Consider the following 25911-nt stretch of genomic DNA (forward strand, 5'->3'; position numbering starts at 1 on the left):
AGCCGGCATGACTTCGCAGACCGAGGCCCGTTCCTCCCGCGTTGGCCTGGCGTTGCCGGTGATCGCCGCCGCGCAGCTGCTGATCGTGATGGACGGCACCATCGTCACCGTCGGGCTGCCCGCCATCGCGACGGGGCTGAACATCGCCGAAGCCGACCTGAACTGGGTCCTGACCGCCTACGCGCTGGCGTTCGGCGGGCTGCTGCCGGCCGGCGGCCGAGCCGGCGACGTGTTCGGCCGCCGCAGGTTGTTCCGGGTGGGACTGGTGGTGTTCCTGCTGGCCTCCGTGCTGGGCGGCGTGGCCCAGAACGGTGGCATGCTGATCGCCGCGCGCGTGCTGCAGGGCGTTGGCGGCGCGATCATCGCCCCCGCCGCGCTGGCCCTGCTCGCCGACACCTTCCCCGCCGGGCCGCGACGCAACCAGGCGCTGGGCGTGTACGGCGCGATGGGCGGCCTCGGCGCCGTGGTCGGCCTGCTGCTCGGCGGCACCCTCACCGAGTACCTGGGCTGGCGGTGGATCATGTTCGTCAACATCCCCTTCGTACTCCTGCTGCTCGCCGGCACGTTCGTGCTCGGCCCCGGAACCCGCAGGCGCGGCGGCATCGAACTGCCGGGCGCCATCACCGCGACCCTCGCACTCGGCTCACTGGTCTACGCGATCAACCGGGCCGGGTCCGACGGCCTCGCCGACGGGCCGGCCCTCGTGTCCGGCACGGCCGCCGTGGTACCGGCACTCGCGTTCGTGGCCTTCCAGCGCCGCGCCCGCACGCCGATCCTCCCGGCCGCGGTGCTGGCCGATCGAACCAGGCTCGGCGCCAACCTGGTCATGCTGCTCATGGGCGCCGGTCAGCTGGCCACGTTCTCCTTCCTCACCCTTTACATGCAGTCGATCGAGCACTACCCGCCCGTCCTCACCGGACTGGCCTACCTGCCGTTCGCGATCGGCATCGGCCTCGGCTCCGGTGTGGCCGGCCCTTGGTTACAGGCACGCACCCCGCCCGGAACACCCTGGCGGCCGGCCTGATCGTGGCCGCCGTGGCGATGGGCTGGTTCAGCCTCCTCACCCCGGACCAGAACCCACTGGCCGTCCTGCTGCCCGCTCAGCTGGTCGGCGGGATCGGCCTGGGCATCGGCATCGTCGCCGCGACAGTCGGCGGTGTACAGGGCGTCGCCGCGGAGGACACCGGCGTCGCTTCCGGACTCGTCAACACCAGCCAGCAGATCGGTGGCGCACTGGGACTGGCGATCCTGGCGAGCGTCGCCACCGCCACCGCCGCGCGGCCGGGAGCCACACCCACCCGGGACGCTCTCACCAACGGCGACACCACCGGCCTGCTCGGCGCGAGCGCGTTCTACCTGACCGCCATGATCGCCGCCCCGCTCCTCATGCGGCCACGCCCGAGCCGTCCGGCGAACCCGGACAGCCCCGCGAACCGGTCGCCGGAACCGGTTACCTCCACGACCCGCCATCCGTCAGAGCAGTGAACACCGCAAAGTCCGGAAAGGACACCAGCACCATGACCACGCCCACGACCGGCCACCAGTCGCGACTTCCCGACCCCGCCAAGCTCGTCCCCGAACTGGCAGAGGTCGGCGCGGCCTGTTCAAAGTCACCGGGAACGGCTCGATCCCGCGGACCACCATCAGCCTGCTGCAGCTGCGCGCCGGTCAGATCGTCGGGAACACCTACCTGACCGTCCTGCACACCGGCAACCTCCGCAAGGCCGGGGAAACCGACGAGCGCGTCACCGCCGTGGCTTCCTGGCGGGACGCAACCTGCTTCACCGAAGCCGAACGGGTCGCGCTGGCACTCGTGGAGGCCGTCCTCACCCCCAATCCCCACGGCGAACGTGTGTCCGACGAGCTGTACGCCCAGGCGTTGTTCATTCGTTGAGAATCGAACACCCATCCTTTTGATGGCGTTTCAGTGAGCATTTTCGATATCGATTAAACTGCCTAGGATTAGTGCGAATGAGCGTGATCATCCTCTCAATCTCGGTGGCAATATTCTTAACGCCTACCAGTAGATACTTTTGTTCACCACCGTCTGCAAGTCCCATGTCGACGAGCGTCGTCAACCTTGACGACTCTACGACTATTCGGGCGATGCGCCCCGTTGGTTCCCCTTCAACAAGGGGGCGTTCAGTAACTCCAGGAGTCAGCTTTGTGATATTATCGCTAATTTGCATGATTAGTTTATCTACTTCAAAGACATCCCCGCGCAGGCATTCCAGGGGAACGTCCGCTTCAAGCTTTTTCTCCAGCAGGGTTAGCTTGACGTCGAGGCCTGCAAGCAATGCCCCCGTGTCACGGTGAAGATTTGCGAATTCAAGAATTCGATCTTTGCGCACCTCAAGGCGCGGCTTTGCCGTGAACTCAATGAATAAAGTGATCACAGCTGCTGTTAAGGCGCTGATAAGCGCGATCTGCATGGTTTTTTCTACCAGATATCGGTCCGCGTGGTCAGTCACCTGATCGGGCGTATCGACAGGCGCAGGGTGGCGACGGGAGGTAGCCGTGGCTATTGGCGACATTCCCAACAAGATCGACAAGTAGCGGATTAACCGTCTGGTGCACTGGCATAACAACGAGCTGCCGGAGGTGCAGAACCTGCTCGACTACTACGAGAGCGCGCAGAAGCTCTCGTACATGCACCCCGAGCTGGTGGACACCCTGGATGAGCGGGTCCGCCCAGGTCGTCATCAACTGGCCGCGCCTGGTCGTCGACACGCTGGAGGAGCGGATCGATCTTCAGGGTTTCCGGCTCGGCGGGCAGCCGGCGAACGACACGAGCTGGACCACGTCGCCCAGTACAACGACCTCGACGCCGGATACCAGCAGCCCCACGTCACGGCGATGGTGATGAAGCGGGCGTACGCGATCGTCGGCAGCAACCCCCGGGCAGCTGACGCGAAATACCGCTGGTGACAGCGAGTCACCGCTGGCCGAAGCGGGCGTCGCGGCACCGGCACCCGCCAAGGACGGCGAGATACGCACCGACCTCGCGACCGGCATCACCGGTGACCACTTCTGGATCATCGCCTCGTACGCCGACATCGTGAACGGTGCAGTGTGGGCCGGCGTCCGGGCCTGCCAGCTGAGGCTGCCGGGCTGGCTGTGCACCGCCGCGGGCAACCTGCTCGTGGAGTGGGCCAATGACTGGGGCAACGCCGCCAACCACGGTGTGTACGCCGAGATCTACTGGTGGCCTCCGCACATCGTGGCCGGCCGCTGGTAGGAGAGGTCGTCCGATGAGAGGGTGAAGGTTCCGGGCAGACGGTGGGGCGGTAGTCGCGGCACACGCGACGACCGCCCCACCGTTGTAGTCAGTCATCGTACGAGAGCGTGGTCGGGCGTGGTGAGCTGACGGATAAGGCGTGGGCGCGGATCGCGCCGCTGTTACCTGCGCAGACAGGTCGGCGAGGCGGGCGGTGGCGTAGCCATCGGCAGGTGATCAACGCGATTCTCTGGCACGAGCGGACCGTGCGCCGTGGCGTGACCTGCCCGAGCGGTACGGGCCGTGGAAGACCGCGCACGAGCGGTTGCGGAAGTGGACCGCGGACGGGACCTGGGACCGGATCCTGGAGCACGTGATCGTCAAGGACGACTCCCTGTGCATGCTGGAGGACAACGTCGAGTTCGTGATTAGCGTCGATTCCACGAGTGTCCGGGCGCATCAGCACGCGGCCGGTGCCCGGAAAAAAAAGGGGCTGCGCAGACTGGATCGAAGACCTCGCGATCGACGGGGAATGCCTCGGACGTTCACCGGGGAGGACTGACAACCAAGCTTCATCTGGCCGTCGACGCCGCGGGGCTGCCCTTGGCGGTGGTCCTCACCCCGGGCCAGGCGGGGACAACCCGCAGCTGCTGCCGCTGCTGGACGAAGTCCGCGAACTCGAGGTGGATGGGCAGCGAGTGCGGGTCGGGCGGGTGCTGGCCGATAAGGCTTACACCCACCCGAGTACTCGAAGGGCGCTGCGGGAGCGGAAGATCAAGGCCACCATCCCCGAATGCGCCGATCAAATCGCCCGTCGCAAGGCCAAAGGCAGCGCGGGTGGCAGACCACCCGCCTTTGACCCGGACCTCTATAAGCTTCGCAACGTCGTCGAGCGATGCTTCAACCGGCTCAAGCAATTCCGCGGCCTGGCAACTCGATACGCCAAGCGAGCCGCCTACCACCGAGCCGAGATCGTCCTCGCCTGCATTGTCCTCCATCTCCGATAAAGATCCGCAGGACACGGCCTAGTCGGTTCCGGCGAGTCGCGTGTTACGACCCGTCGTCCCCGGCTCAGCGAAATCTACCGCCTAGCATCGAAAGCGACCAAGGACCGCAAGAGTGGAGGCGACGCGTCCAAGTGACGCCCGCGTCGGCACGGCAGCCGGACTGGTCCCGCCTTGACGGCGCGTTTCGGTCGACGAGGACGGGACCAAGGCTCAGCGTCGTAACCGGAATGCCGTGCCGGCTCATCGGTTCCGGGTGACCGTGTTGCCTTGGGAACCGGCGGTATGGGTCAGCCTCGCGGCAAGGCAGTCGCTTGGCCCGATTCCCATGGTGTCACACCATCCGTTGGCTTCCGAGGCACTCGGAAACGGGTAAGCGACGACGGTGATCCAGTAGTCCGGATACCGAAAAGTCTTTAGTCCTCAGACGAGGACTTCGCGGAGGAGTGGCTCGAGGCGGTGTCGCCGCGGCTGGAGCTGAATTAGGTCGCGAAGTATCGGTCGTTCCTCGACAGCCAGCTGCTGCCGCAGTGGAAGGCGTGGCCGTTGGTCGCGATCTTCAACGGCTACGTGGAGATCGAGCGGTGGCTCTCGGAGTTGCATGAGGATTATGCCGAGTCGTCGGACTTTGCGTTGTTCTCGACCATCCTCAACGCTGCTGTGCGGGCGCGGATGATCCCGGCCAACCCGTGCAACGGCGTCCGCGTGTCCAAAGGCGAGTTCGACACCGAACGGTTGGTGGCCACTCCGGCACAGGCGTTGCGGGCCGCGATGCGGCTTTACGAGCTGGGTCTCGGGATGTCGGGGTTTGTGCTGTGCTTGAGGGATTTCTATACCGGCGCCCGTTGGGGTGAACTTGTCGGGCAGCAGCGGCACGAGTATGACTCCGAGCGCCGTGGCATCGAGATCCGGACACCGCTGAAGGAGGTTGGCGGGAAGGTCTACAAAGGAGGCCGGAAGAGTGATGACCATCACCTGGATGGCCGCCAACGGCCGCCGACCCGGCGGGGGAACTCCCGGCCGAAGAACGGGCGGACGAAAACCCCTGCCGGGACTCGGTTCGCGGCGCCGCCGCCGGGGATCGCGGTCCTTTGCGAGGAGTTGATGGACAGCCATCGGGAGCCGTTCGTGCTGTGTACGCCGGAGGGCATCCGTAGCGGCGGTCGAACTTCCGGATTCGGTTCTGGCGGCCGGCGTGGGACGGCGTCGAGCTGGACGACGCTGGGGCGGGGGAGCGGCGGCCGCCGATCCTGCCGACGTTCACGTTCCACGAGGGGCGGCACACGCACAGCAACCTGGCTGACCGAGGACGGGATCCGGAGGTTGCGCGGCGGGCGCGGCTGGGGCAGAAGATGAAGGGCATCGCCCGCGTCTACGACCACGTGACGCCGGCGATGGTGAACCAGATCCTGGATGTCCTGGAGGAGTGCTGGCTGCGGTCGCTGGCGTCGCTGTATCCGGGGGAGCGGGCGAACCAGGTGTCCTGGTTCCCACACCTACGGTCCCGGCGCTTAGGACCCGGCCCGGGGCCCATCGCCATTTCATCGCCATCTGACGACTGAAGCCCCGCCCCTCCGGGGAGGGACAGGGCTTCTGACCTGCGAAAGCATGTGGTGCGCGATACTGGGATTGAACCAGTGACCTCTTCCGTGTCAGGGAAGTGCGACACATAGCTCGACCAGTCGAAACGTGTACTTACGCAGGTCGCGGGCTGCTGTTCTGCTCCGGAGGGGCGGGCTTGGCGTCGTTGCTTCCGGTTGCCGTCGCCGGGGGATCGCCAGATGGGCGGGCCGCCCCGAAATGCGCGTGCATGTTGGTGGCGCCGAGCTGGCCGTACTGCACGCCGTTGTCAGGACGTCGGCGGGAGTCACGGGATCCTGGTTTCACCAGCTGGCCTCACCCGGTCGGCTCAGCAGCGTGAGGCAAAAGCAGTCTTCCCGGCGGTGGAACTTCGCGAGGTGTGCGCCGCTACCTCCTGACTTGCCGAGCCGGGTCTTCACCTTTGAGGCTGGCATGCACCGGCAGGGCGGTCCTGGAGCTATGTCGGGCACGCTGACGTGCGATACTCATCTTTGTGAGGATTCGGCCGTCGCGAACGTTCGTGTGCGCGACGTTGATGGCTTCCTCAGCTGGCGCCCAGGTGATGGCGGGTGTGTCTGGCGGGTTGTCGATCTGGCAAGCGTGCTGGTTGCTTGTGACACTCGGGACAGCCAGCATGGGTGTTGCTCTGAGTGCATCTACATCGAGTCAGCCGCCCTCGTTGATTAGACCAAACGGTGGGGATGAGTATAAAAAAACTCTAGCTCGACTACCCCTAGTTAGTTTGTTTGAAGATCGGCGGCTACAGCCCGGTTTCCCTAGTTTCAATGAGTGAATCGTGTAACGCCGCTGGCCGAGTGTGTGCAGCGGTGGTGGACATCCGTTATCAGCGGTCGTCTTGGTTGAGCAGTTGGCGGCGACGGCGCTGACAGGTCGGTATCAGCCCGAAGCGGCTCGTCGTCCGTCGCCGGATGCGCGCGATCGACCCGCTCATCAACGTCGGGCAGCGGCCGGGGATCACCGTTGCCGAATCGCATCCGGAACTTCATGACGTCGACCTGATCATCGGGTGCGTCGACCACGACGGTCCCCGTCACCGGCCCAACCAGGTCGCGGTCGACTCGCGGATGCCCTACCTCGACATCACCGCCGGGGCCGACCACACCGCCGAGCCCGCGGCTCTCGGTGGCCGTGTCGTGTTCGTCCTGCCGGACGGCCCTTGCCTGACGAGTTGGATCCGGCGGAGGTCGGGCTGGGCTAAGAGGTCAGTTCAGAATGAGTTTGCGGAGGCAGATGACGGAGCAGGCCAGGCTGAGGATGGCCTGGTGCACGTCGGCGCGTCGTTCGGTGCGGATGCGCAGCCAGCGGAAGCCCTTGAGCCAGGCAAAGGTGCGCTCGACCGGCCGTCGAACCTTGCCCAGACCCGAGCCGTGCTCAACACCGCGGCGGGCGATGAGCGGGGTGATGCCACGGGCGCGGACCAGGCGGCGGTATTTGTCGTGGTCGTAGCCTCGGTCGGCGTAAAGCCGTTGTGGCCTGCGTCGGGGTTTGCCGACTGTGCCGCGGATGGCTGGGATGGCGTCGATGAGCGGGATCAGCTGGGTGACATCGTTATGCTGCCCGCCGGTCAGCGTGATCGCGAGTGGGGTGCCGTGGGCGTCGGTGATCAGGTGGTGCTTGGAGCCGAGCTTGCGGCGGTCGACCGGGCTGGGCCCGGTGTGGTCCCCCCTTTGAGGGTCCGCAAGTGAGTCGAGTCGACCAGTGCCGCGGACAAGTCCAGCAACCCGGCCGCACGCAGTTCCGCCAGCAGCAGTTCGTGCAGCTGCTGCCATACGCCGGCTTCGTGCCATTCGGTCAGCCGCCGCCAGCAGGTCGCTCCCGAAGCGCCGAACAGTGCTGTCGGCAGCCGGTTTCACCCGATACCGGTGCGCACCACATACAGGATGCCTTCCAACGCAGCACGATCATCGGCACGCCTGCGCCCCGGATAGCGGAAACGACGCGGATGCACCGGGAGCAGCGGCTCCAGCCGCGCCCACAACTCGTCGGTCACAACCTCCTCACGCATACGCCGATCTTGCGAGGCCCTGCCCCGCCAGTGAAGCCGACACGCCGAATCATTCTGAACTGACCTCTAAGTCCGCCGACCAGCAGGCCCTCGATCGGCAGCACGGCTACGGAACCAGCTCGGCCAACCCGTTTGTGGTCTACCTCAACGGGCTCACCGTCCACGCCGCGCTGGGCGAATTGGCAGCTTGGCTCCGGTTCGAGGCCGTCGGCGACGTGGCTCGACGAGGACCTGGTCGGCAGCACACGCCAGCCGGCACCAAGGTCGGCCCTCGACAGATCGCCGGCCCTAGCGAAGGCTGTATCGACTGCGGTGGAGTTCGACAATCCCGGTCGGCTTGACCGTGGTCGAGCCCGGACGGCGAGATCACCGGCGGACCGGCCGCCGAAACCATGCGGCGGATGGAACCCCACCGGTTGCCCGGTAGGGCTGCGGAGTAACGGTTTCAGGGCTGAACGGGTGCTTGTGACAACCTTGTCCTCTTCGCTATCGACGGCAGGAGTGTTGGCGAGGATCCTGGTTGGATCGCCGAAGGATCGGAGAGTGCGATGCGGTTTCTCCTCGCGCTGATGGCCGTCTTCTTTGTCGGCGCCCTGCTCGTCAAGCTCGTGCAGTCCGTGGTCGCCGGCGTGGTCTACCTCGTCTCCGGGGTGCCGGCTCTGTTGGAGACGATCGCGATCCCGCTCGCGGCTGTCGTGATCTTCGTCTTCGGGGTCTGGATTCTCGTTGTGATTGCGAAGCGCCGAGCGGCCCGACCGTCCGGCCGCTCGGCCCGGCGTGTACGGATGCGCCCGTCTCCCGCCAAGCCGATGCGGACGGGCAACGAGATCAACTGGACCGGCGCCAACGTCCGTGCGACTGCGCACCTCGACAATCTCCGGCCCGGAACCGCCCAGCGCGACCCCGACCGCGCCGACGGCCAGAGCTGGTCGACGGACCGCCTGCCGCTGCCCAGACCACACCTGCAAGCGGAAGCCCGTGCCGCCGGCGGTCGGACAACACCGCCACCAGTTGCCTTACCCGGGGCGGGACCGTTCGTGGCGTCCGCGGTGCCGAAGCGTAAACAAGCGGCCCAGGTCGAAAATCCACCGATCGGGGAGATCGGCGATCCCAAGTCATCCCGCCGTGCGGGTGTCACCATCACGATCATCGTCAATGGCCCTGGGCGCCTGACCGGCTCGACGGACGTGCCGATCCGGTTGATTCACTCGGACTCGGTCGACGTCGTCGCTATCGGCGACCATACCAAGGTCGGTTGCGAGACGACCTATGTCGTCAAGCGCATGCACGTGGACATCAAAGAGTTCTGGCGAGACCTGACGCAAGCAGCTCGTGACGCGTTCCTCGACGTGGTGATGAAGCCGCGGGACGGCGCCGCGATCCACCGATTCCAGCGCCTTCTCGACGCAGCACCGGAGGGCAACTTCAGGACCGCCGCCGAGTTGCCGGCTGCTAAGGATGTCGAGCTCAACCTGGGCGACTGCGAAATGGTGGTATACGGCGATCATAACCACGTTTCAGCCAACTCCCGGGTGGTCATCGCTCGGGCGACCGTGCCGCTCGATCACCTGCTCAAGACGAGCGACCTGCTGGTACGCCGCTTCGCGGAAGCGGTGACGGATCCGTCGGCCATTTCGGCCTTCAGTCGAGCACTGCACAGGTTTGAGAACCAGCAGCCCTCCGAAAGTTTCCTTGAATTCCAGCTTTCACATGATTCTGAGGCGATCATCAGCGACGGCCGAGTCGACGCTGACGATATTCTTGCGCTGCCGATTGGTAGAAGCACGAAGTACGCGCAGAATTTCGAACACGAGGTGAGGCGCATGGAGAAGCTGCCATGCTGCGAGCTTCACCGGATTCGGATGGAGTCGGTGGCGACGGAAGAAGTGCGAGCGCCCGGCTTCGGGCTGTTCTGATTCTGAGGATGTGACGACTATGCAAAAATCAGTGAAGAAATTCGTGGTTCTGGTGTCAACGACGGTCGTTTGCGCCGCGCTTGCAGGCTTTTTTCTAACCCAGGGCCTGGACAGTGCTGACAAGTACGCCAGCGTGTTTGCCCTTTTTGCTACGGTTATCCTCGCCGGTGTGTCGTATCGTGCGCGACCAATCACTTCCACGCAGGAACATGTCGGTGAGGCAAGCGGATCGCCGAGTGGTGGTCATAATCACCTTAAGATTAATGCGCGCCACATAGGTCATGTAAGCAATGGTGACAATCAAATAATTAATTACAATAAGCGCGACTGAAGTGTTCCGATGAGTTGCTGGGCCTATTTCGCCACAAGCAAGACGGATCGGGATTCTATTTAATGGGCGAACCTGGCGGTCCCACCGTCGCTTGGCCGCCCGAGTGCCGGGATCTCGCGCTGGGCCGACTGGAGCTGACCGCCCGGCCAACCTCTTGATGGGTGAGGTAATGATCGGCCCGATCCGGGTGTGGCGTCCGATCTCGCGAGGCCGTGGGAGAGACGACTTTTAGTAGGTCATGTGCCGCCACGGTATCTGCGTGATATACGCTTTGCCAGGGTGAGTGATCAAAGCGCAACTGTGAGCCACTCGCGCGAGTTGTCTTCCTGGATACGTTGGTGCGGAGAGCGCTGAAGCACCCGGGAGCGACGGATTCCGCTTTCGCGGAAGCATGGTGGTAGGAGGTTGCAGAAGTCACGGCGGAGCGTCGTAGGCGGCGCCTTCGGCGATCAGTTTGCCAAGACTGTAAGCGTCGAAGCCCGGTACGCTCACCCATGAAGTGTCTTCGAATTCTTTAAAGGCGACTGCTAGTTGTGCGAAGTCTCTGCGTTTTGCCAACTTCGTGTGATTTCCGCTGAAGATCGTCCGGTGCGTGGTATTAGAAATGATTAGAGCGATACTCATCGAGCTGCCAAGACGCTCTTTGGCGCATCGGAGAGCTAATTTCTTGAACTGTGGAGACTCTAATAGTCGGTTGCATGAAATGTTACTAGGGTATAATCCTGGTTTGGCTGGAAGTGGTCCAACCTCAACGGCGATCCGCAAGCGAAGTTCCGGCTTGTACCATTTATTATAATCGAAAACGAGCTCGGCCAGAACGTAAGCTAGATCGACGACTTGTCCGAGTTGGCGGCTGGAGAAGGCAAAGGACTGCCCATCTCCAGTGTATTGATGTCCCACGGCCGACTCTCGGTCTAGGTCGACGTCGGCCAGCCCGATGCGCACGAGGCGGTCAAGTCTTTCGGGAATCTGTGATAGTAGATGTGGTGCGGTTTGTGCGGACTCAATCACGTCAATTTGTAGCAGTGAGCGAAAATCGGGAACTGCGTTATCCGGGTTCCGACGCGGAATTCTCCAAAGTCCCATGCTTTCTTCCTTATGTCTGCTATTTGTTGCTATTTTTGGAAAGTTTGAAAAGGTTTGGGTCTGTGAGGTTGTATTGAGCTAGTCGTGATTGCTGCCGGGGTGCTCTGGTCTGGATAGCACTTGCTTCATCCGAGACACTGTCGCGTGCGGGAGCAGCTCGGAACAGGTCTTCCAGTTCGCCGAGTTCTCCGGGGCGTTGGGGTCGCCGTGCACCAGCAGCACGTGCACCCCGTTTCGCATCTCGTCGCGCTCGGCGTCAGTCAGCTGGTTCTTCAGCACCGTCTGCACCAACCGGTGCAGCTGGAGGGTGTTGCTGCGGTGATCCAGTCTCGCGAGGCTGTATCGGCTGATCTCCCGGATCGCGAGGTTGAGCTTGATCGGCTGGCTGAGCGCCTCGCCGAGGGCTTCCGGCACCGGCGCGTTCCGCACCGCCGTGAAGAGGTTGCGCGAAATCGGCTCGGGGCCGAAGAAAGCGCAGACCTGGAGCAGCTGCAGGGCGGCCGGGTGCGAGGCCCGGAGCTTCGCCAGCGGGACGTTCCAGGCCGCGGCCACCGAACGCTGGTAGTCAGGGGATTCGAACGCCGTCGTCAGCTCGGCGAGGTTCTGGTCCAGCAGCAGCAGGTACTCGGCCACCGGCATCCCGGTCTGCGCCCGCCACGCCGCCGCCTGCTCCACAGTCAAGGGTAGATCGCCCAGCGCTTCCGCCAGCGCGTCCGCGTCGTCGTCGGTGATTGCCCCGCCGGCTTTGCGGAGCAGCTTTTTGCTTCCTTGCCTGGTGAAGAGGTCGACCTCGACCATGTGCGCCACGCCGGACCGGCGTGAGCTGCGAGAAGTGACGACGACGTGCCCAGTGTCACCGGAAATGGTCGGGAAGAACGGGGTCACCAAGTCCGGCCGGTCGGCGCAGTCGAACACCAGCAACCAGCGTGAATTCGGTTCACCTCGTCGCAGTGCTTCGAGTACACCCGGGACCGCCGCGTCCGCCGTGCCTGGCGCCTGTGAGCTGTGGCGTTTGGCCAGTTCGACCAGGCTGCTCGAGATTTGGGGCGGCTGTTCGGCGGGTATCCACCAGATCACATCGCACTCGTTGGCGTGCCGGAAGATGTACTCGACCATCGTCTGCGACTTGCCGACACCGCCCATGGCGTGGAGGGCTTCGGGCAGGACCGCGGTCGCGCCGGCCGCCGGGGCCAAGCGGTTGCGGAGCTGGTCCAGTAGCTCGTCGCGGCCGACGAAGTAGGGGTTGCGCAGCGAGACGGTGCCCCACATCTGAGGCCCCGTCCGCACCGACATCTGCGAACTCGAGCCAGAAGTGGCTGATGCGGAAGCGGTCACGGCGTTGGCTCCTTCCCGGGGATGGTTGCACACGCGGTCTCGAGAGCGTTGGTCGTCGTAACTCTCGCGGCCTCGGTCCTGAATTGATACAGAAGCGGTGTTACGCCTCACATTAGGGGATCCGGCAAGGGCGCCGCCCGCCAGCTCACCGTTCCGAGGCGCCAACTCCGCCCGCAGTTTCTTCGCCCGCCGGGCGTACCTTCCGGACAAAGCGCGGAAGACCGCCTCTTGTACACGCAGGTAAGGGGACGTTCTCCGGAGACGCTTCGAGCTCTGGTGTCGCGTCCGGATCGTCTATGGTGTCCCGGTAGTTCCGCAGGGCCGCGATCCGCGAGCCCGCATACTGCCCCAGAACGCGGGCGACCCGGACCGTCGTATCGCGCCTTTCACCCGACAAGAGTTCCGCGCGGACTCCGTCCCGGAACTCGGACGTCACCTCGGACGGACCAGCGGAGCCGCTGTTCGGGGAAACGCGCTGGAGCAGATCTCCGAGGAGGACCTCCGCCAGCGCCGGCAGTCCCGAACCCGGGAGCAGCGCGCGTCGGCACCAGCCTGATCAGCGGCAGGTTCAGCGGTGCCGCGGCGAGCAGGCCGGCGAGCTGGAACGCCTGCGCGGACGCGTAAGTGCGGAAGCGGAGCACGCGGGAGCGCGGCGAGAGCTCCTCCGGCGGCTCGGCGGGCGGGCCGGCGGCCAGCCTCTTACGGTGGTCGCGGTGCGCGAGGACCGCCGTCGTTTCGATCGTGGTCGCCGTCGAGACCAGCTTCGCCCAGTCGCCCAGCCACGCCTGGGACAGGTTCAGGACCGGCACGGCCACCGCGCCCTTGGCGGCGGCCGGCGCGTCGCCGTCGACCCGCCCGCAAGCCCGGACCCGCAGCTGCCGGTTCGGCACCCCGGGCGCGGTCGCGGACAAGCGGAGCCGGCTCGGCGAAAGCCTGCCCCACGTCCAAAGGCGTTGCGGCAGCACGTGCGCGACCGCCACTGGCATCTGCTCGTACCAGCGGGCCAGCATCTCGTACGCCACGCCGTCATGCCAGGTGGAGCCGATCGCGTCGGTCAGGACCAGGACGAGCCTGCGAACGGTGGGATCGGCGAGGTCCCGGGCGCGGTATCGCGCTCTGCCTGGCCCTTCCGCGCGCAGCACGGGATCTCCCGCCGACGGCTCCGAACTGTCCATCAGGTGCACCCGGACGTCGCGGAACGCTCCCTGCCTGCGGGTCAGCTTCCGGAACTCGGTGACCGTGTTCTGCCAGAGCTCCATCGAGGGAGCGGTGTCCACCACGAGCGACAGCTCGAACTTGTGCCACAGGTCGGGTTGCCACACCGGCAGCCACATCCCGTCGTCGGCCGCTCGGATCGCGGTGGCCTCCTCGTCCACGACTGTCGCCCACGGCGAGGGTGACGCGCGCATGAGCGGCCGAGCGCCTGGCGACCCCTCTGGCGTCCGGCAGCGCGGGAGAAATCGACGTGAGCAGCGGAGCGGCCGCCTGACCGTCATCGGCGATCACGCCGGTGGCGTGGAGGAATCCAGGGTCGCCGGGCTCGAAGACCTGCCTGCCCAGCGGAGCCGGCTGCTCGGTCTCGGCGGGTTCAGGTTCCCGGCGCGGCGGGGTCTCTTCCGCTTTCGCGGCCGGCGGCGGACCGCTTTCCTGGGCGGCCGGCTTCGGTTTCGCGGTCCCGGCCGGACCCGGCGGCTCCGGCTCGGCCGGCGCACTCGGCTCTCCGGCCAGCCATTCCAGACCGAGCTTTCTGGTCAGTCACAGGGCGTCGCGCACTTCCCGCCAGGTCAGGTCGCCCCTTCCCAGGGAAGGGCGTCCGTTCGGCGGCGGTGTCTCGTCGGCGGTCATTCCGCCTCCAGGGACGACAACGGGTGCCAGATCGCCTCGCGGAGTTCCCTCCACTCGTCGTCGCTCTGGTACGCACCGGACGTCGCGAGCTCGGCGGCGAGGTGGACGGCGTTCAGCAACTGGTCCCGAAGCCAGGCCGCCGACCCGTCCGCTGTGCTCGAGGAACTGGGTGGATGTGCCCGCGGACGTCCACGCCGTCGGTTTCCCCGAACTGGGCCGCCACCATTTGCCCGAGCTGTTCGGAAGTCGGTGGCCGCATTTCCAGCCGCAGGCACCTTCGCAGAAATGCGCGAGGAAAGTCCCGCTCGCCATTGCTCGTGATGATGACGAGGGGAAAAGCGCGCGGCCGGACCCGGCCGTCCTTGACGACGGCGGAACCGCCGCGGTCGTTGGTGAGCACCGTGACTTCCGGTTGCTGCTTGTCGAGCCGGACGAGCTCGTCGATTTCGTACTCGCCGTCCTTGAAGACGTTGAGCAGGTCGTTCGGCAGGTCGATGTCGCTTTTGTCGAGCTCGTCGATGAGCAGTACGCGCGGTTTCTCGAACGGCAGCAATGCGGTGCCGAGTGGACCCAAACGGATGTAATCGCCGATGTCCGACCGCTCTTTGAGGGTGGGCACCCGCCGCTTGCACGCGGCCGATGACGTCGTAGAGGTAGAGACCGTCCTTGAGTTTCGTCCGGCTGGTGACCGGCCATTTCAGCGCCGGGTCGAGCCCGAGTTCGGTCGCCACCAAATAGGCCAGGCTCGATTTCCCCGTTCCCGGGCGGCCGGTGACCAGCAGCGGACGGCGCAGGTAGATGGCGGCGTTGACCATGGCCACCTCGCGCGGGTCGGGAACCCGTGGCTGCGAGCGCAGCCTGCCGATCCGGCGGCCACTGTCGCCGTCGTCGCCCTCCGGGTAGCGGGCCTTGCCTTCGCCGTTGAACTGCCGCCAGGGCGGTGGGCTCGGCGACGCGTCGGGAACGTCGTCGGGGAGTCCGGTGCCCCGGCAGAACCGCCAGTCCCTGGCATTGTTCGGCGATTCGGTGTCCGTCATGTGCTCGGCACCGCCTCCGGGGCTCCCGGGCGCTGCTGCAGGACGATCCGTTCCGGATCGTCCTGCAGCAGCGCGAGCCGGCTGCCGACGTGCGTTCCTTCCGCTCCTTCGGCGAAGGCGGACAGCCTGATGAGCCGCAGGCGCTCCAGGAGGTGGTGCGAGTCCTCGGCGTGCAGTAGTTCATTCACGGTGTGGGAAAATTCCTCCGAACGGCAGTCGTCGCGGTGCCAGACCATGATGGGGAAGCCGACGCGCAGGCCGACGGTTATCTCGTCGCTTTCCGGGGTGAACGCGTGCGGAGCCGCGCTCAGGACGAAGGCCACGAGCTCCGGCCGGGACTCGCGATGGGACCACCGTCGCTGGCCTGGGCTTCAGTTCCTTTCAGCGGACGAACCGCGCGCGATGCCACTTCCGCAGCTTCATCCGTTCCAGGCTGCGCACTCCGAGCGGGAAATGGCAGCTGAGCGGTTTCGGCACCGCGGTTTCCGCTTCCCACTGCCACTGGTCGACGTCCAGGTGGAGCAGATCGCGGCTGAGCACGAAGTCGAGGCGGATGTCGGGGTCGTAGGGCGCCCATTTGCCTTCGAGCTGCTCGGCCAGTACCGCGACTTTGTACTTGATCTCTTCGAAGCCGCCGATGTAGTCCTGACCGCGTTCCGGGAACCACCCCCGTCGGAAACGTCGAGGTGGCGCCAGTGGGACAACCGGTAACTGTCGCCGGTCGGCCCTCGGGTTGCAACAGGAAGACGGGGTAGGCCTCGGACCGGGGGGCGGGCGATTCGGCTGGTCGGGCGATGCCCTTGATCCGATCGCGGAAGGCGCTCATCTCCGCGGTCAGATTCATCTGTTCGGTCTTCTCTTCGGCCCATTCGCATATTTCCGCCGTCAGGTCGAACCGGAGCCGGGCGGCGACGCGCTCGACGAACAGCAGGCTCCTGGGCAGTCCGTCCGGGCCCGAGTTCAGGGTGTCAATGGCGTCGACCATGCCGGCGCCCGGGCGTTCCGGCGCTTGAGCGAGTGCCACGCCACGGCCAACGTCAGCAGGATCGCCAGCGCTAGCATGGCGTTCGTGCGGGTCACGGCTGGAGCGGCATCAACGCTGGGCCTTCAGGTCTGGGTCGTGTCCATGACCGTCCGGCGGGTCCGGGTGTGGGTTCGACAAGCCGACGCGGATGTGCTCGACGCTGGCTGCGCGATCGCCAAAGATGAGCTGGCGTGGCTCGACGTCTCGCTCGAGACTGCCCTGTGTGCCGCTACAACTGGTCAAGTACTCGCGGCTCGACCGCGGCGGGCAGCCGGTCGGCGTGCTGGATCCACGGGTCGTCGACCTCGGGGATCTGCAGGCCGTGCATCTGCCCGACGGTGAGCACGGCCAGGTGCCGCGAGACGCCGGCGTTGGAGCCGGTGCGGCCGCGGACGGTCACCGTCGGCGCGTACGGGTCGGCGTAGTAGTCGGCGGCGTCGGTGAAGCTGGCCAGGTCCTCCGGCTCCCAGGCCGCGCCCGGCACGGCCGGCATGTTCCGCGGCGCGGGCAGGCCGAGGGAGCACGAGCGGTGCATCAGCCAGGACATCTCCTCGGCGTGCACCGGACGGCCCTCCAGCCCGGCGCTGCCGATGACCTGGTCGAGGTGCTCGACCTCGGAGTCCAGCGCGGTCAGCTCGGCGTCGACGGCCTCGGGCAGGATCTTGCGCAGCACCGGCGCGGCCGCTTTTTCCGCCATCGAACGGGCCATGAGCTGTCGTCGGCTACGCTCGGTCATGCGATATGACTATGCGTCAAGCAGAGTGCATCGAACTGTGATGTGAGTCGCATTAACGCGGTATTTCGTCGGTTGGGGGGTGTGGACCGGGTCGGAACGACGACCAGGGTGTGATGACGCAGGTCAACGAGGACGACGAGCTGCTCAGCGCGTGGCAGGATGGACGCGCCGAGCGCCTCGACCTGTTCAAAGCTGTTCGCGCGCCGATGCGCCAACGGGCTCGCCAGGGCATCGCGATGATCACCGCGGACGTCGCGTACGAACACGATGTCGACGACGTGGTGTACGACGCGTTCCTCGAGCTGGAGCGGATCGGGCCTGCGGGCGTGAAGTCCTTGATCGGCTTTGCCAAGACGATCGCGTACCGCCGGGGACAGGACGCCGGCCGGGTCATCATTCGCGAACGCGAGCGCATGCGTGACCTCGTGATCGACCTCGGCGTCACGGCCGATCCACAGTTCGCCGAGGATGATGTACGGGAAGCGGCAGAGCAAGAGGTGCTCGTCCGGGTGGCTCTCGAGTGCATGAAGGGCCTCACCGACGAGCAGCGCGCCGTCGTGCGCGAGACGATCATGAACAGCACTACGTTGTCCGACTGGGCGCTGCAGACGGGGAGGAGTTATCAGTCCGTCGGCAGGCAACGCGATCGAGCGCTGGATGCGCTGCGCAGATGCGTCAACCGCAAGCGATCACCCGATCATGAAGGGGCAAATGATGAACGGTGACGACGAAATCGGCGACCTGAGCAGCGACATGACCGAGCGGTACCTGCTCTTCAAGCGCGGGCGTGGACCGGAGCCGGACTTGACTGAACTGCCTCAAGAGCTACGCGACACCGTGCGAGAACAGCTCGAGATCGTCGCGGCGCTCGCCGATCGCGGCCCGGAGCCGCCTCCTATCGAGCAGGACCCGGTGGCGATCCGGCTGGGACTCGTGCCCGGACCCAAGACCCCGGAGACGCCACCGACGACTGGGCGGGATCCCGGCAACGGCCGCGTGCGGCAGGTGCTTGAGGACCTGCAGTTCCGGTTCGGCGGGCAGATCGATCTCGAGTTTTCCCCTTCCTGGGGAGCACGGGTTCCAAGAGGGATGGCCCCGATCGCTCAGTCGGCGGTCTTCGGTGAAATCGTCGCCGTGTGCCTGGCAGAACCCGGCCAGTGGCTCGGAGAGGCGGAAGCCGTCGCCACGTTCTTCCGCGAGAGCCCGATCTCGTCGCTGGCGATCACTTCGGCAGATGCCGAACGCGCGGTGCTGATCACCGCGGCCGACGCTCAGCGCTCGGTGGACCCGGTCCGCGGATGGCTACCTCCGCGGAGTCCGGCGCCCGAACCGCTCGACATCGCCCTCGGCCGGCATTTCGATCAGCTGCTCCCAGCTTGGGACCAGGTTGTAGGGCTTGACGGCTTCCTCGACGCCGCTGACACCGAGACGACCGGGGCAGAAGCCGCCCAGGATCAATGGCAACTGGCTCTCCAAGGGAAGCCGCGCCTCGATCACAAGAAAGAGGGGCAGCGCTGGCTCCAAGAAATCGGTTCCTCGCCGATCGCCGCGATGGTCACCGCTGTTCAGGAGCGACGTCTGGCCGGCGATGAACTGCTGGCCGAGCTCGCCAGGGTCAGTGGGGCAGGCGCGTCGTGATCCGCAGTATCCAGCTCGCCAACTGGCGGACGTACCGGAGTCTGGACCTGCATCTCACTCGTCCCGTCACATTCTTCGTTGCTCCCAACGGAGTGGGGAAAACCTCGCTTGTCGAAGCGGTGCGGTGGGGGTTACTCGGCAGCCCCGCCCAAGACCGTCGACGCGCCGTCCGAAGCGGAAGCGAATCGGCAACCGTCCGGCTCGGACTCAACTTGCCCGGGTATCCCGATCTGCAGGTAACCAGGACTCTGAAACGAACCGGAAGCGCGACTTTCACCGCGACGGCCGGTGGTGCGGAGATAAACGAACATCAGTACGAAGCGATTCTCCGTGAATCCTGGTCTGCTCGACCGGGTCTGTTGGATGCGCTCATCTTCGGCACCAAGGCGACTGGGAAGGACACTGGGTTTCCGGTCCGTGACCACCTCGCGGACGTCTTCGGCATCCAGCCGCTGCTGGATGCCGCTTCCCAGCTCAAGGAGCGCCGAGGCGTCCTGGCTGCGAAGATCAAGTCGATCCGTGACGATCTCGTTGCGACCGACGGGGCGGTCGCCGAAGCCGACCGCGAAGTAGCCGACCTCGAGCATGAAGTCGAAGCGGCTGCTAGGGAGCGAAGCATCGCCGAAGCACGAATCGTCGATCTTGAAGTCACTACAGCCAGAGCTGATGCGTGGGAACGCTACCGCCACAGCGCAAAGGACTACGACGATCGAGTGCGCGACCTAGTCGTGCAGATGACCGACGTGCTGGATGTCGGCGCGCGCGATCCGGCGAGCGCGCTGGCCGATGAAGAGCGTGAAGCGGACGCTGCTCTGCAGGACAGCCTGGCTGCCCGGGCAGCAGCCGAGGTCGCGTCGGCGACGGCCGCGAACGCCGCCGATCTCCTGAGCGCCGCGATGACTGAATGTCCGACCTGCCTGCGCCCGCTCAGCGCGGCCGAGCGCGACGCCGCACTCTCCTCGCACGGCGACCTCGGCGTGCACGCTCGCACCGAGGTCGAACGCCGCGACCTGGAGACCGCGTCCGTCCGGCGGCGGCTTGCCGCAATAGCCGACTTCAGCCGGACCTTGAACGGCCTGCAGACTCCGATCGAGCCCGAGAACGAAGACCCAGGCCCGGCCGCAGCCATCGAGCTAGCCAACGCACGCCGGTTGGTGTCCGAGCTCGCCGAGAAACATGGCTCACTCGGTGCCCGGTTATCGGAAGCACGACGAAAGGCAGCGAGCCTGCGCCAAGCCGGACGTGAGCACAACGACCTTTTGACCGCGGCTCGCGAGGACGCCGTCGCCGAGGTCACGCAGAACAGCTTGAACCGGGTGGCGGACCACTACCTGAACGAACGGATACAACCGCTCACCCAGGAGATCGGCCGCCGCTGGAAACTTGTGTTCGGCAGTGACGGGCTGCGGTTCGGTCCGGATGGGCACCTGGGTGTTCAGCACGGCGACGTCGAACTCGGCCTCGGCGACCTCAGCGGTGGCGAACGTGCGACAGCGCTACTGGTGACCAGATTGCTTTTGATAAAGACGTTGGCGCGCGCGTCGACGATCTGGTTCGACGAACCCCTGGAGCACCTCGATCCTCGCCGTCGCGCCACCATTGCGCGGACACTCCTGCTCGCCGCCGACGCGGGTGCTGTCGACCAAATCGTGGTCACGACCTACGAGGAAGGTTTGGCCCGCAGGTTGGCCGCGATCGCGCCGAACACGGTCGAGCTCATGTACGCGCGAGCGAATAAAGAATTGCAAGATTTTCCCGAAGAGGGGGGTGTGGAACCGACGAGGCCGACGACCTCTTAGTGAAAGCCCGCATCAGGCGGGCCGACCACAGGAGGCGATGTGCCAGCCACCCACACCGGTGCCGACATCGACGACACCCCGGGACGTCACCCCGGGGAACAGCGGGCCAAGTTCGTGTTTGACGTCGACGGCACGACCTACGAGTACAAGCACCCCACCATCACCGGCGCGGAAATCATGGCCATCGCTGGGATCAGCTCCAGCGACGGACTGATCCAGATCCTGCCGGACGGGACCCGCAAGACTGTCGCACCCGACGAGACGGTTCACCTGGTGCCCGGAGCGCAGTTCAAGCGCCGTCCGCGGTTCAAGCGGGGCTGATCATGACGGAGCCGAACCGGCTCGTGGCGCGCCTGGCGCAGGAGGAAACCCTGCTGCGCCAGGCGTACCCCGGAGCCCGCATCGATCGGGAGTCGCTCGTCGTCGTGCTGCCCGGTCATCGGCTTCCGGCCGGTTGGTCGCACGACGAAACCGACGTGCTGTTCCAAGTCCCGCCGAACTACCCGGCAGGGCAGCCGGACAACATCTGTGCCCGGCCCGACCTGACCCTCGCCAACGGCGGGACACCGGGTAATAGCCAGGGCGTGCAGGTGCACGCGGGCACGTCGTGGTTGCAGTTTTCGTACCACGTCGAGCCCGGCGACTGGAGGCCGACCGCTGACCCGGCTTCCGGCAGCAACCTAGCCGAGTACCTCGCCGGTGCTCTCACCCGATTCCAAGAAGCGGACTGACGACCATGAGCACCCTCAAGTTCACCATGCCGGGCCACTGGGCCAGCATCGAGCAGCACCTCAGGAACGCCTCGGGTGAGCGCTTCGCCTTCGCCTTGACCGAGGTCTTGCGCAACGACCCGAACGGGCCGGTTCTCGAGGTCGTGGACGTCGTCCTTATCGACGACCGAGAAGTCCACCACGGCGCACACGGCTGGTCTATCAAGGACGACGCACTGGACCGGGTGCACAATCGAGCCATCACATCCGGCCGGGGTCTGGTCGAGTTCCACAACCACTACATCGGGCCGCCGCGGTTCTCACGCATCGACGAGACGAACCTCGAGCCCATGGCGGGGTACGTGCTGGATCTCCTGGACGGTGCCCCCTACGGCGCGGCCGTCTGGGCTGAGGGCTCCCTGTGGGCCGAGTGGTGGCGACCGGCCAAAACCGGAGGTGTGGAACGTCGTCCGTTCGACACGGTGGTCTCCGTCGGCTCTTCCTTGCGTGTCCTCAACGCCCGGGCGGTGGAAGACGAGCGGTTCGCCCGCCAGCTCCCGCTCCTTGGGGCCGAAGCCCAGGCGTCGATCGGCAGCTTGCGGGTCGCCCTCGTCGGCGCCGGCGGGACCGGGTCGCACGTCGCGGCCGCGCTCGCGTACCTCGGCTTCCGTACTGTGCTGATCTTCGACGACGACCTAGTCGAAACCACCAACCTCAACCGGATGGTGACCGCTGACCACGCCGACATCGGCAGCCCGAAGCAGCTCGTCGCCCGACGCCGGATGCGCGCGATCGACCCGCTCATCAACGTCGGGCAGCGGCCGGGGATCACCGTTGCCGAATCGCATCCGGAACTTCATGACGTCGACCTGATCATCGGGTGCGTCGACCACGACGGTCCCCGCCATCGGCTCAATCAGATCGCGGTCGACTCGCGGGTGCCCTATCTCGACATCGCCACCGGTGCCGACCACACCGCCGAGCCCGCGGCTCTCGGTGGCCGTGTCGTGTTCGTCCTGCCGGACGGCCCTTGCCTATCTTGCCTGGACGAGTTGGATCCGGCCGAGGTCGCGCGCTGGGCGAAGTCCGCCGACCAGCAGGCCCTCGATCGGCAGCACGGCTACGGAACCGGCTCGGCCAACCCGTCCGTGGTCTACCTCAACGGGCTCACCGTCCACGCCGCGCTGGTCGAACTGGCGGCGTGGCTCTCCGGCTCGAGACCGCTGGCGACGTGGCTCGACGTGGATCTGGTCGGTAGCACACGGCAGTCCGGCACCCAGGTCGGCCCTCGACAGGTCGCTGGCCCGCGTGAAGGCTGTATCGACTGCGGCGGGTTTCGACGATCCCGGTCGGCTTGACCGTGGTCGAGCCCGCTACGGCGACATCACCGGCGTACCGGCCGCCGGAACCATGCGGCGTCCTGACTAGTCACAGTGATGCAGCTGCTGGACGAGAACTATCCAGCTGACTTGCCGCCGCACTGCCACGTGATGTTCGCCCCGGCCCGGCCCGGCCCGAAGTCCAGGCCCGTGGCGCGGTCGATGCTGACCACGGTCCTGGAACGCGAGGCCCGGCGCGAGGCTGCGGGCGTGTACGCGGACGCGTTTAGCAATCGCAACTTGGTGTTGTGGGAACGGCTCGGGTTGTCGCGACTCGGCGATGAGGTCAGGGTGGCGGACGGGCCGTCTTTGTACCCGAGTCTGGGTGCCGCCGCCGTTATACCGAGGCTTACCAGGGTCCTGGCCAGTTCGGAGGCAGGCCAAAGATGGCGAGGGGCTCTCCGGAGCCGCTCTGCAGAAAGTACTCGCCGTTCTCCTCGACGGTCGCGGAAGGGAATCGGTCGTCGAGGGTGACTTCGCGCGAAGCCCAGGGGTTTCGCCACAGCCGGGGCAGGCTGCCGCCCAGCTGCCAGGGAAACAGGTCTCTGCCTGCCAGCACACCCGAGACCCGGGTCCCGCGCGGTCCCGCGGCGTTCATCCAGAACCCGTTCCTGACCCGGATCCACCGGCCGGCATCAGGTGGACCGCCGACCTGGTACCGATACGCCACGTTGCCCAAGAGGGCGTCTGCGACGTCATCATCGTCGACGTAGGGAGACGTGCAGAGCAAAGCTACGACGTAGGGCTTGTCCAGGTCTCGATGCTGGTTCCCCTCTCGTTTCAGCGTCTTCCTCATCGCGGGCCCGTCGTTGACGAGGCCGGTCTTACCCGGAAGGACGCCGAGGGGCCTTCTAGAGAGGCCACGACGTTCGGGGCGCACGGGAAACGCGGTGAACTCGAGATGCCAATCTCGGGCGCGGAACGCGAATTCCGTTGGTAGTCCAGTGTCTTCAGGCATGTCCGGATCGAGGCTACCGAGCCACTCGACCAAGGGCCGGGTGATTTCGCTCGTTTTCGGGCGGCTGATTCCCACTTCGCGGAACTCGAGCCCGAGGAAGAAGTTGGGACTCTCGACGGAATCCACGATGTCGAGGATCCAGGACTCACGTTCGCTGTCGCGGCCCTCCTCCACGATGCCGGAAAGGACAGCCGCGGCCTCTACGTAGAACTCCCCGGTGTCGCCGGAAACCAGCAGATCAGGTCGGCTGACGCCGTCCGGACGGTCGATGTCGGTCTGGACGTCGACGGCGAAGCCCAGGGCTCGGAAGAGTGTGAAGAGGTAGAGCTCCCACCAGGCGCCGTGGTGCTGTCCGTCAAGCCGGCTTCGGAACCGTCGGGAAAGGTCAAGTTGGTGCTGCTCCGGATATGCTTCGAACCAGCGTTCCCACGTGTCGCGGACTCGGCCCCACACTGGGCGACCGGAGCGATTGAGGAACGAGTAGATGGCCTCGGAGTGCCCCCGCGGGGAGTCATCGGTCCGCGCGAAGTCGTCGAAGAGGCGGGTATGGCTTTCTGTCCCCGTGGCCGGGTCCTGCATCCCGCTACAATACGCCGCGGACGACCGATAGTCGGGTCCTATTTGAGGCCCGAGCGGACGAACGCGCTCGCGACGTACCGCTGCAACACCAGGTACAACGCGAAACCGGAAGGCACGCCAGCCCGGCGGCCGCCATGAGCTGCCCCGGTCGTCGCCTTCGGTGCCCAAGAAGCTGCGTAGGCCCAGCTGCATTACCGCGTTGTTGGGATGCAGCTGGGCCTACGCCTTGAAGGACCGCGGTTGCCGACGCCGTGGCGCGACGACGATCCGCCGAGTGGGCCGGAATGGGTGTTCGACTACGGCGTGGTTTCACTCGGTCACACCGTCGAGAGGCGGTGGCTCTCGGAGCACCCGTTGCTGCGGGGCACAGGCACCTCGGCAAGCTAACTTGCATGTCCGGCTGAGGCCCTGACTTGGTGGGAGTCCGAGCCCGGTCGGACTTCGACGCCGTCAGCTGGGAGTCCTGCGACATCGTCTGTGAGGTTCGGGCGTTGCCGGTGCAGTGCAGGTATTCGATCCTGCAGTATTCGTCAGGGCGACGCCAGCTGCGCCTCGACGTCCTGGTACCAGGCGAGCGCCGCTCGACAGCAGCTGATCGTGCGTGCGGACGCGGGGAAGACGCAGCGACCTCACTACATGTGCTGGCCTGGCGTTGGGAGCCAACCCGATCAGGCCGTCCGTCAGCGCGGGCCTCCGAGGCAAGGGCGAAACATCGTAGTCGATTCCGGCGACGTAGTCGGACATGATGGACGACGAACCGCCTTTTGCCCCTGTACCCACTCTTTCGGACCAGTTTCCGTCTGCGGTGGAGGCAGCGCGGATGGCTCCGCTCCGGGAGTTGTCGCCGAAGACGATGTGTCGGATCGGTGCCCGGGGGCGGTGCTGCACAGCTTGATCTTCACTTCATGACGTCGGCGGCCGCGGTTGTGGCCGACACGCTAGTGAATCCTATGCCCTTCGGCAGCCAAGTACGCCGGTTCGGCGCCCGGCCGCCTTGGCCTACTCAGCGCCGACTGGCGGAGGTTGATTGCATAGCGCGACTGCCGGTGGCCGCACTAGATGGATGCATGCTCGCGGCGACTTCGACTCTGCCGGTCACGCAGTAGTGATCAACCTGGCTGGTATCTCGCGGTCGGATCGTCGCTTTGCGTAGAAGGACGTCCGACTCATACACCCCTAAGAGTGCATGCGCGCTCGTCTTGTAGCAATTCGTCGAGGCTGAGCGACTGATTCGGCATGAAGGCTGGACGGATAGCTGTGATCGTCACGTGCGCAGCGGTAGCCGGGCTGGGGACGTGGCTAGCGATCGCGCGATGGGAGGATGCCAACAAAATCGCTACGTCTGTATCGGCCGTAGGCGCAGTCGCGGCGGTAGGCGTCGCCGTGTGGGCCGTAGCGCGGATGCCGAGGCCTGGGCGATCGGTCTTGGCGTCTCGCACTGGTCGAGCAATTGCGGCTTCCGGCGGCAGAGCCGTCAGCGGCGTCTCTGGCAAGCTCGACCGCAACATCAGCTCGCTACATGTGGAGCGCACGGGCGATGCCAAGGCATCCGGCAACAGCGATGCCATCAGCGGTGCGCGCCTGGACTGATAGCTCAAGGGCGCTGGCGCTCAGCTGGGCGTGACCCGGTTTGACGGACATCTGAGATCAGGGGGCGTGAGCCTCCGGAAGGATGTCCCTCATCATGGAGACCATGGGCAAGAGGAAGCC

23 protein-coding genes and 5 pseudogenes are annotated in these 25911 nt (G+C 65.8%); 16 read left to right on the forward strand and 12 right to left on the reverse strand.

From position 1 onward, the window contains the following. Positions 1-7 precede the first annotated feature (7 nt). From AB0F52_RS44175 to AB0F52_RS44185, 3 genes are all read left to right on the forward strand, one after another. Positions 8-1024, forward strand: coding sequence for an MFS transporter (locus AB0F52_RS44175; protein WP_360184184.1), 1017 nt, complete (start codon positions 8-10; stop codon positions 1022-1024). Continuing rightward, positions 976-1485, forward strand: coding sequence for a hypothetical protein (locus AB0F52_RS44180; RefSeq protein ID WP_360184186.1), 510 nt, complete (start codon positions 976-978; stop codon positions 1483-1485). Before AB0F52_RS44175 ends, AB0F52_RS44180 begins: the two co-directional genes overlap by 49 nt. Positions 1486-1657: 172 nt before the next feature. Continuing rightward, on the forward strand, positions 1658-1894 hold the full coding sequence (locus AB0F52_RS44185; RefSeq protein WP_360184238.1) for a carboxymuconolactone decarboxylase family protein: 237 nt from the start codon (positions 1658-1660) through the stop codon (positions 1892-1894). Here the strand turns inward: AB0F52_RS44185 and AB0F52_RS44190 are convergent. Beyond that, positions 1884-2471, reverse strand: coding sequence for a hypothetical protein (locus AB0F52_RS44190; protein WP_360184188.1), 588 nt, complete (start codon positions 2469-2471; stop codon positions 1884-1886). The two genes, AB0F52_RS44185 and AB0F52_RS44190, sit on opposite strands and share 11 nt — an antisense overlap. 130 nt (positions 2472-2601) lie before the next feature. On the opposite strand from AB0F52_RS44190, the gene AB0F52_RS44195 reads away from it, so the two are divergent. The 5 genes and pseudogenes from AB0F52_RS44195 (at position 2602) to AB0F52_RS44215 (ending at position 5577) form a co-directional block, all read left to right on the forward strand. Further along, positions 2602-2928, forward strand: a complete 327-nt coding sequence (locus tag AB0F52_RS44195) for a hypothetical protein (protein ID WP_360184191.1) — start codon at positions 2602-2604, stop codon at positions 2926-2928. Positions 2929-3058: 130 nt separating this feature from the next. After that, positions 3059-3238, forward strand: coding sequence for a hypothetical protein (locus AB0F52_RS44200; RefSeq protein ID WP_360184194.1), 180 nt, complete (start codon positions 3059-3061; stop codon positions 3236-3238). A 107-nt stretch (positions 3239-3345) separates the two neighbouring features. Further along, positions 3346-3779, forward strand: a pseudogene (locus tag AB0F52_RS44205) (IS5 family transposase). Beyond that, positions 3691-4224 carry a transposase gene (locus AB0F52_RS44210; protein ID WP_360184241.1) on the forward strand — a complete coding sequence of 178 codons (534 nt, stop codon included), beginning with the start codon at positions 3691-3693 and terminating at the stop codon, positions 4222-4224. The pseudogene AB0F52_RS44205 and the gene AB0F52_RS44210 overlap by 89 nt, the downstream one beginning before the upstream one ends. Positions 4225-4767: 543 nt before the next feature. Continuing rightward, complete coding sequence (locus AB0F52_RS44215; protein WP_360184197.1) at positions 4768-5577, forward strand: hypothetical protein; 810 nt, start codon at positions 4768-4770, stop codon at positions 5575-5577. Between the two features lie 1448 nt (positions 5578-7025). Here the strand turns inward: AB0F52_RS44215 and AB0F52_RS44220 are convergent. Continuing rightward, positions 7026-7828, reverse strand: a pseudogene (locus AB0F52_RS44220) (IS5 family transposase). 548 nt (positions 7829-8376) lie between these two features. Between AB0F52_RS44220 and AB0F52_RS44225 the strand changes: the two are divergent. Continuing rightward, complete coding sequence (locus AB0F52_RS44225) at positions 8377-9744, forward strand: hypothetical protein (protein ID WP_360184199.1); 1368 nt, start codon at positions 8377-8379, stop codon at positions 9742-9744. 31 nt (positions 9745-9775) lie between these two features. After that, positions 9776-10075, forward strand: a complete 300-nt coding sequence (locus AB0F52_RS44230; RefSeq protein ID WP_125591798.1) for a hypothetical protein — start codon at positions 9776-9778, stop codon at positions 10073-10075. Positions 10076-10489: 414 nt separating this feature from the next. Here AB0F52_RS44230 and AB0F52_RS44235 read toward each other — a convergent pair whose 3' ends face one another. From AB0F52_RS44235 to AB0F52_RS44275, 9 genes and pseudogenes are all read right to left on the reverse strand, one after another. Continuing rightward, on the reverse strand, positions 10490-11161 hold the full coding sequence (locus AB0F52_RS44235) for a hypothetical protein (RefSeq protein WP_360184202.1): 672 nt from the start codon (positions 11159-11161) through the stop codon (positions 10490-10492). Between the two features lie 78 nt (positions 11162-11239). Then, entirely contained in the window at positions 11240-12430 is a 1191-nt protein-coding gene (fxsT, locus tag AB0F52_RS44240; RefSeq protein WP_360184204.1) for an FxSxx-COOH system tetratricopeptide repeat protein, read from the reverse strand. 452 nt (positions 12431-12882) lie between these two features. Further along, entirely contained in the window at positions 12883-13992 is a 1110-nt protein-coding gene (locus AB0F52_RS44245) for an SAV_2336 N-terminal domain-related protein (protein ID WP_360184206.1), read from the reverse strand. A gap of 345 nt (positions 13993-14337) precedes the next feature. Next, positions 14338-14460: a hypothetical protein gene (locus AB0F52_RS44250; protein ID WP_260473767.1), complete on the reverse strand. Its 123-nt coding sequence runs from the start codon at positions 14458-14460 to the stop codon at positions 14338-14340. Beyond that, positions 14454-14960 carry a hypothetical protein gene (locus AB0F52_RS44255; RefSeq protein ID WP_360184209.1) on the reverse strand — a complete coding sequence of 169 codons (507 nt, stop codon included), beginning with the start codon at positions 14958-14960 and terminating at the stop codon, positions 14454-14456. The genes AB0F52_RS44250 and AB0F52_RS44255 overlap by 7 nt, the downstream gene beginning before the upstream one ends. A gap of 414 nt (positions 14961-15374) precedes the next feature. Next, positions 15375-15722, reverse strand: a pseudogene (locus AB0F52_RS44260) (hypothetical protein); the annotation flags it as partial. Between the two features lie 37 nt (positions 15723-15759). Further along, positions 15760-16188: a hypothetical protein gene (locus tag AB0F52_RS44265; RefSeq protein ID WP_360184244.1), complete on the reverse strand. Its 429-nt coding sequence runs from the start codon at positions 16186-16188 to the stop codon at positions 15760-15762. A 13-nt stretch (positions 16189-16201) separates the two neighbouring features. Next, positions 16202-16363 (reverse strand): annotated as a pseudogene (locus tag AB0F52_RS44270) (hypothetical protein); the annotation flags it as partial. A gap of 292 nt (positions 16364-16655) precedes the next feature. Beyond that, positions 16656-17084 (reverse strand): annotated as a pseudogene (locus AB0F52_RS44275) (ATPase); the annotation flags it as partial. 167 nt (positions 17085-17251) lie between these two features. Between AB0F52_RS44275 and AB0F52_RS44280 the strand changes: the two are divergent. The 6 genes from AB0F52_RS44280 to AB0F52_RS44305 all read left to right on the forward strand — a co-directional run bounded on the left by AB0F52_RS44280 (position 17252) and on the right by AB0F52_RS44305 (position 22643). After that, on the forward strand, positions 17252-17863 hold the full coding sequence (locus AB0F52_RS44280; protein WP_360184211.1) for a hypothetical protein: 612 nt from the start codon (positions 17252-17254) through the stop codon (positions 17861-17863). Continuing rightward, positions 17850-18776, forward strand: coding sequence for a hypothetical protein (locus tag AB0F52_RS44285; protein WP_360184213.1), 927 nt, complete (start codon positions 17850-17852; stop codon positions 18774-18776). Before AB0F52_RS44280 ends, AB0F52_RS44285 begins: the two co-directional genes overlap by 14 nt. Continuing rightward, positions 18773-20575, forward strand: a complete 1803-nt coding sequence (locus tag AB0F52_RS44290; protein WP_360184215.1) for an AAA family ATPase — start codon at positions 18773-18775, stop codon at positions 20573-20575. The genes AB0F52_RS44285 and AB0F52_RS44290 overlap by 4 nt, the downstream gene beginning before the upstream one ends. Positions 20576-20614: 39 nt before the next feature. Next, the gene (locus tag AB0F52_RS44295; RefSeq protein WP_360184218.1) at positions 20615-20896 is read left to right on the forward strand and encodes a multiubiquitin domain-containing protein; all 282 of its coding nucleotides are present in this window, start codon (positions 20615-20617) and stop codon (positions 20894-20896) included. Positions 20897-20898: 2 nt separating this feature from the next. Further along, the gene (locus AB0F52_RS44300) at positions 20899-21306 is read left to right on the forward strand and encodes an E2/UBC family protein (protein ID WP_360184221.1); all 408 of its coding nucleotides are present in this window, start codon (positions 20899-20901) and stop codon (positions 21304-21306) included. Positions 21307-21413: 107 nt separating this feature from the next. After that, complete coding sequence (locus tag AB0F52_RS44305; RefSeq protein ID WP_360184224.1) at positions 21414-22643, forward strand: ThiF family adenylyltransferase; 1230 nt, start codon at positions 21414-21416, stop codon at positions 22641-22643. A 370-nt stretch (positions 22644-23013) separates the two neighbouring features. Here the strand turns inward: AB0F52_RS44305 and AB0F52_RS44310 are convergent, their stop codons facing one another. After that, positions 23014-24201 carry a hypothetical protein gene (locus tag AB0F52_RS44310; RefSeq protein ID WP_360184227.1) on the reverse strand — a complete coding sequence of 396 codons (1188 nt, stop codon included), beginning with the start codon at positions 24199-24201 and terminating at the stop codon, positions 23014-23016. Positions 24202-25911: the final 1710 nt, after the last annotated feature.

Origin of the sequence: Amycolatopsis sp. NPDC024027 (genome assembly GCF_040638975.1) — a bacterium.
Taxonomy (GTDB): domain Bacteria; phylum Actinomycetota; class Actinomycetes; order Mycobacteriales; family Pseudonocardiaceae; genus Amycolatopsis.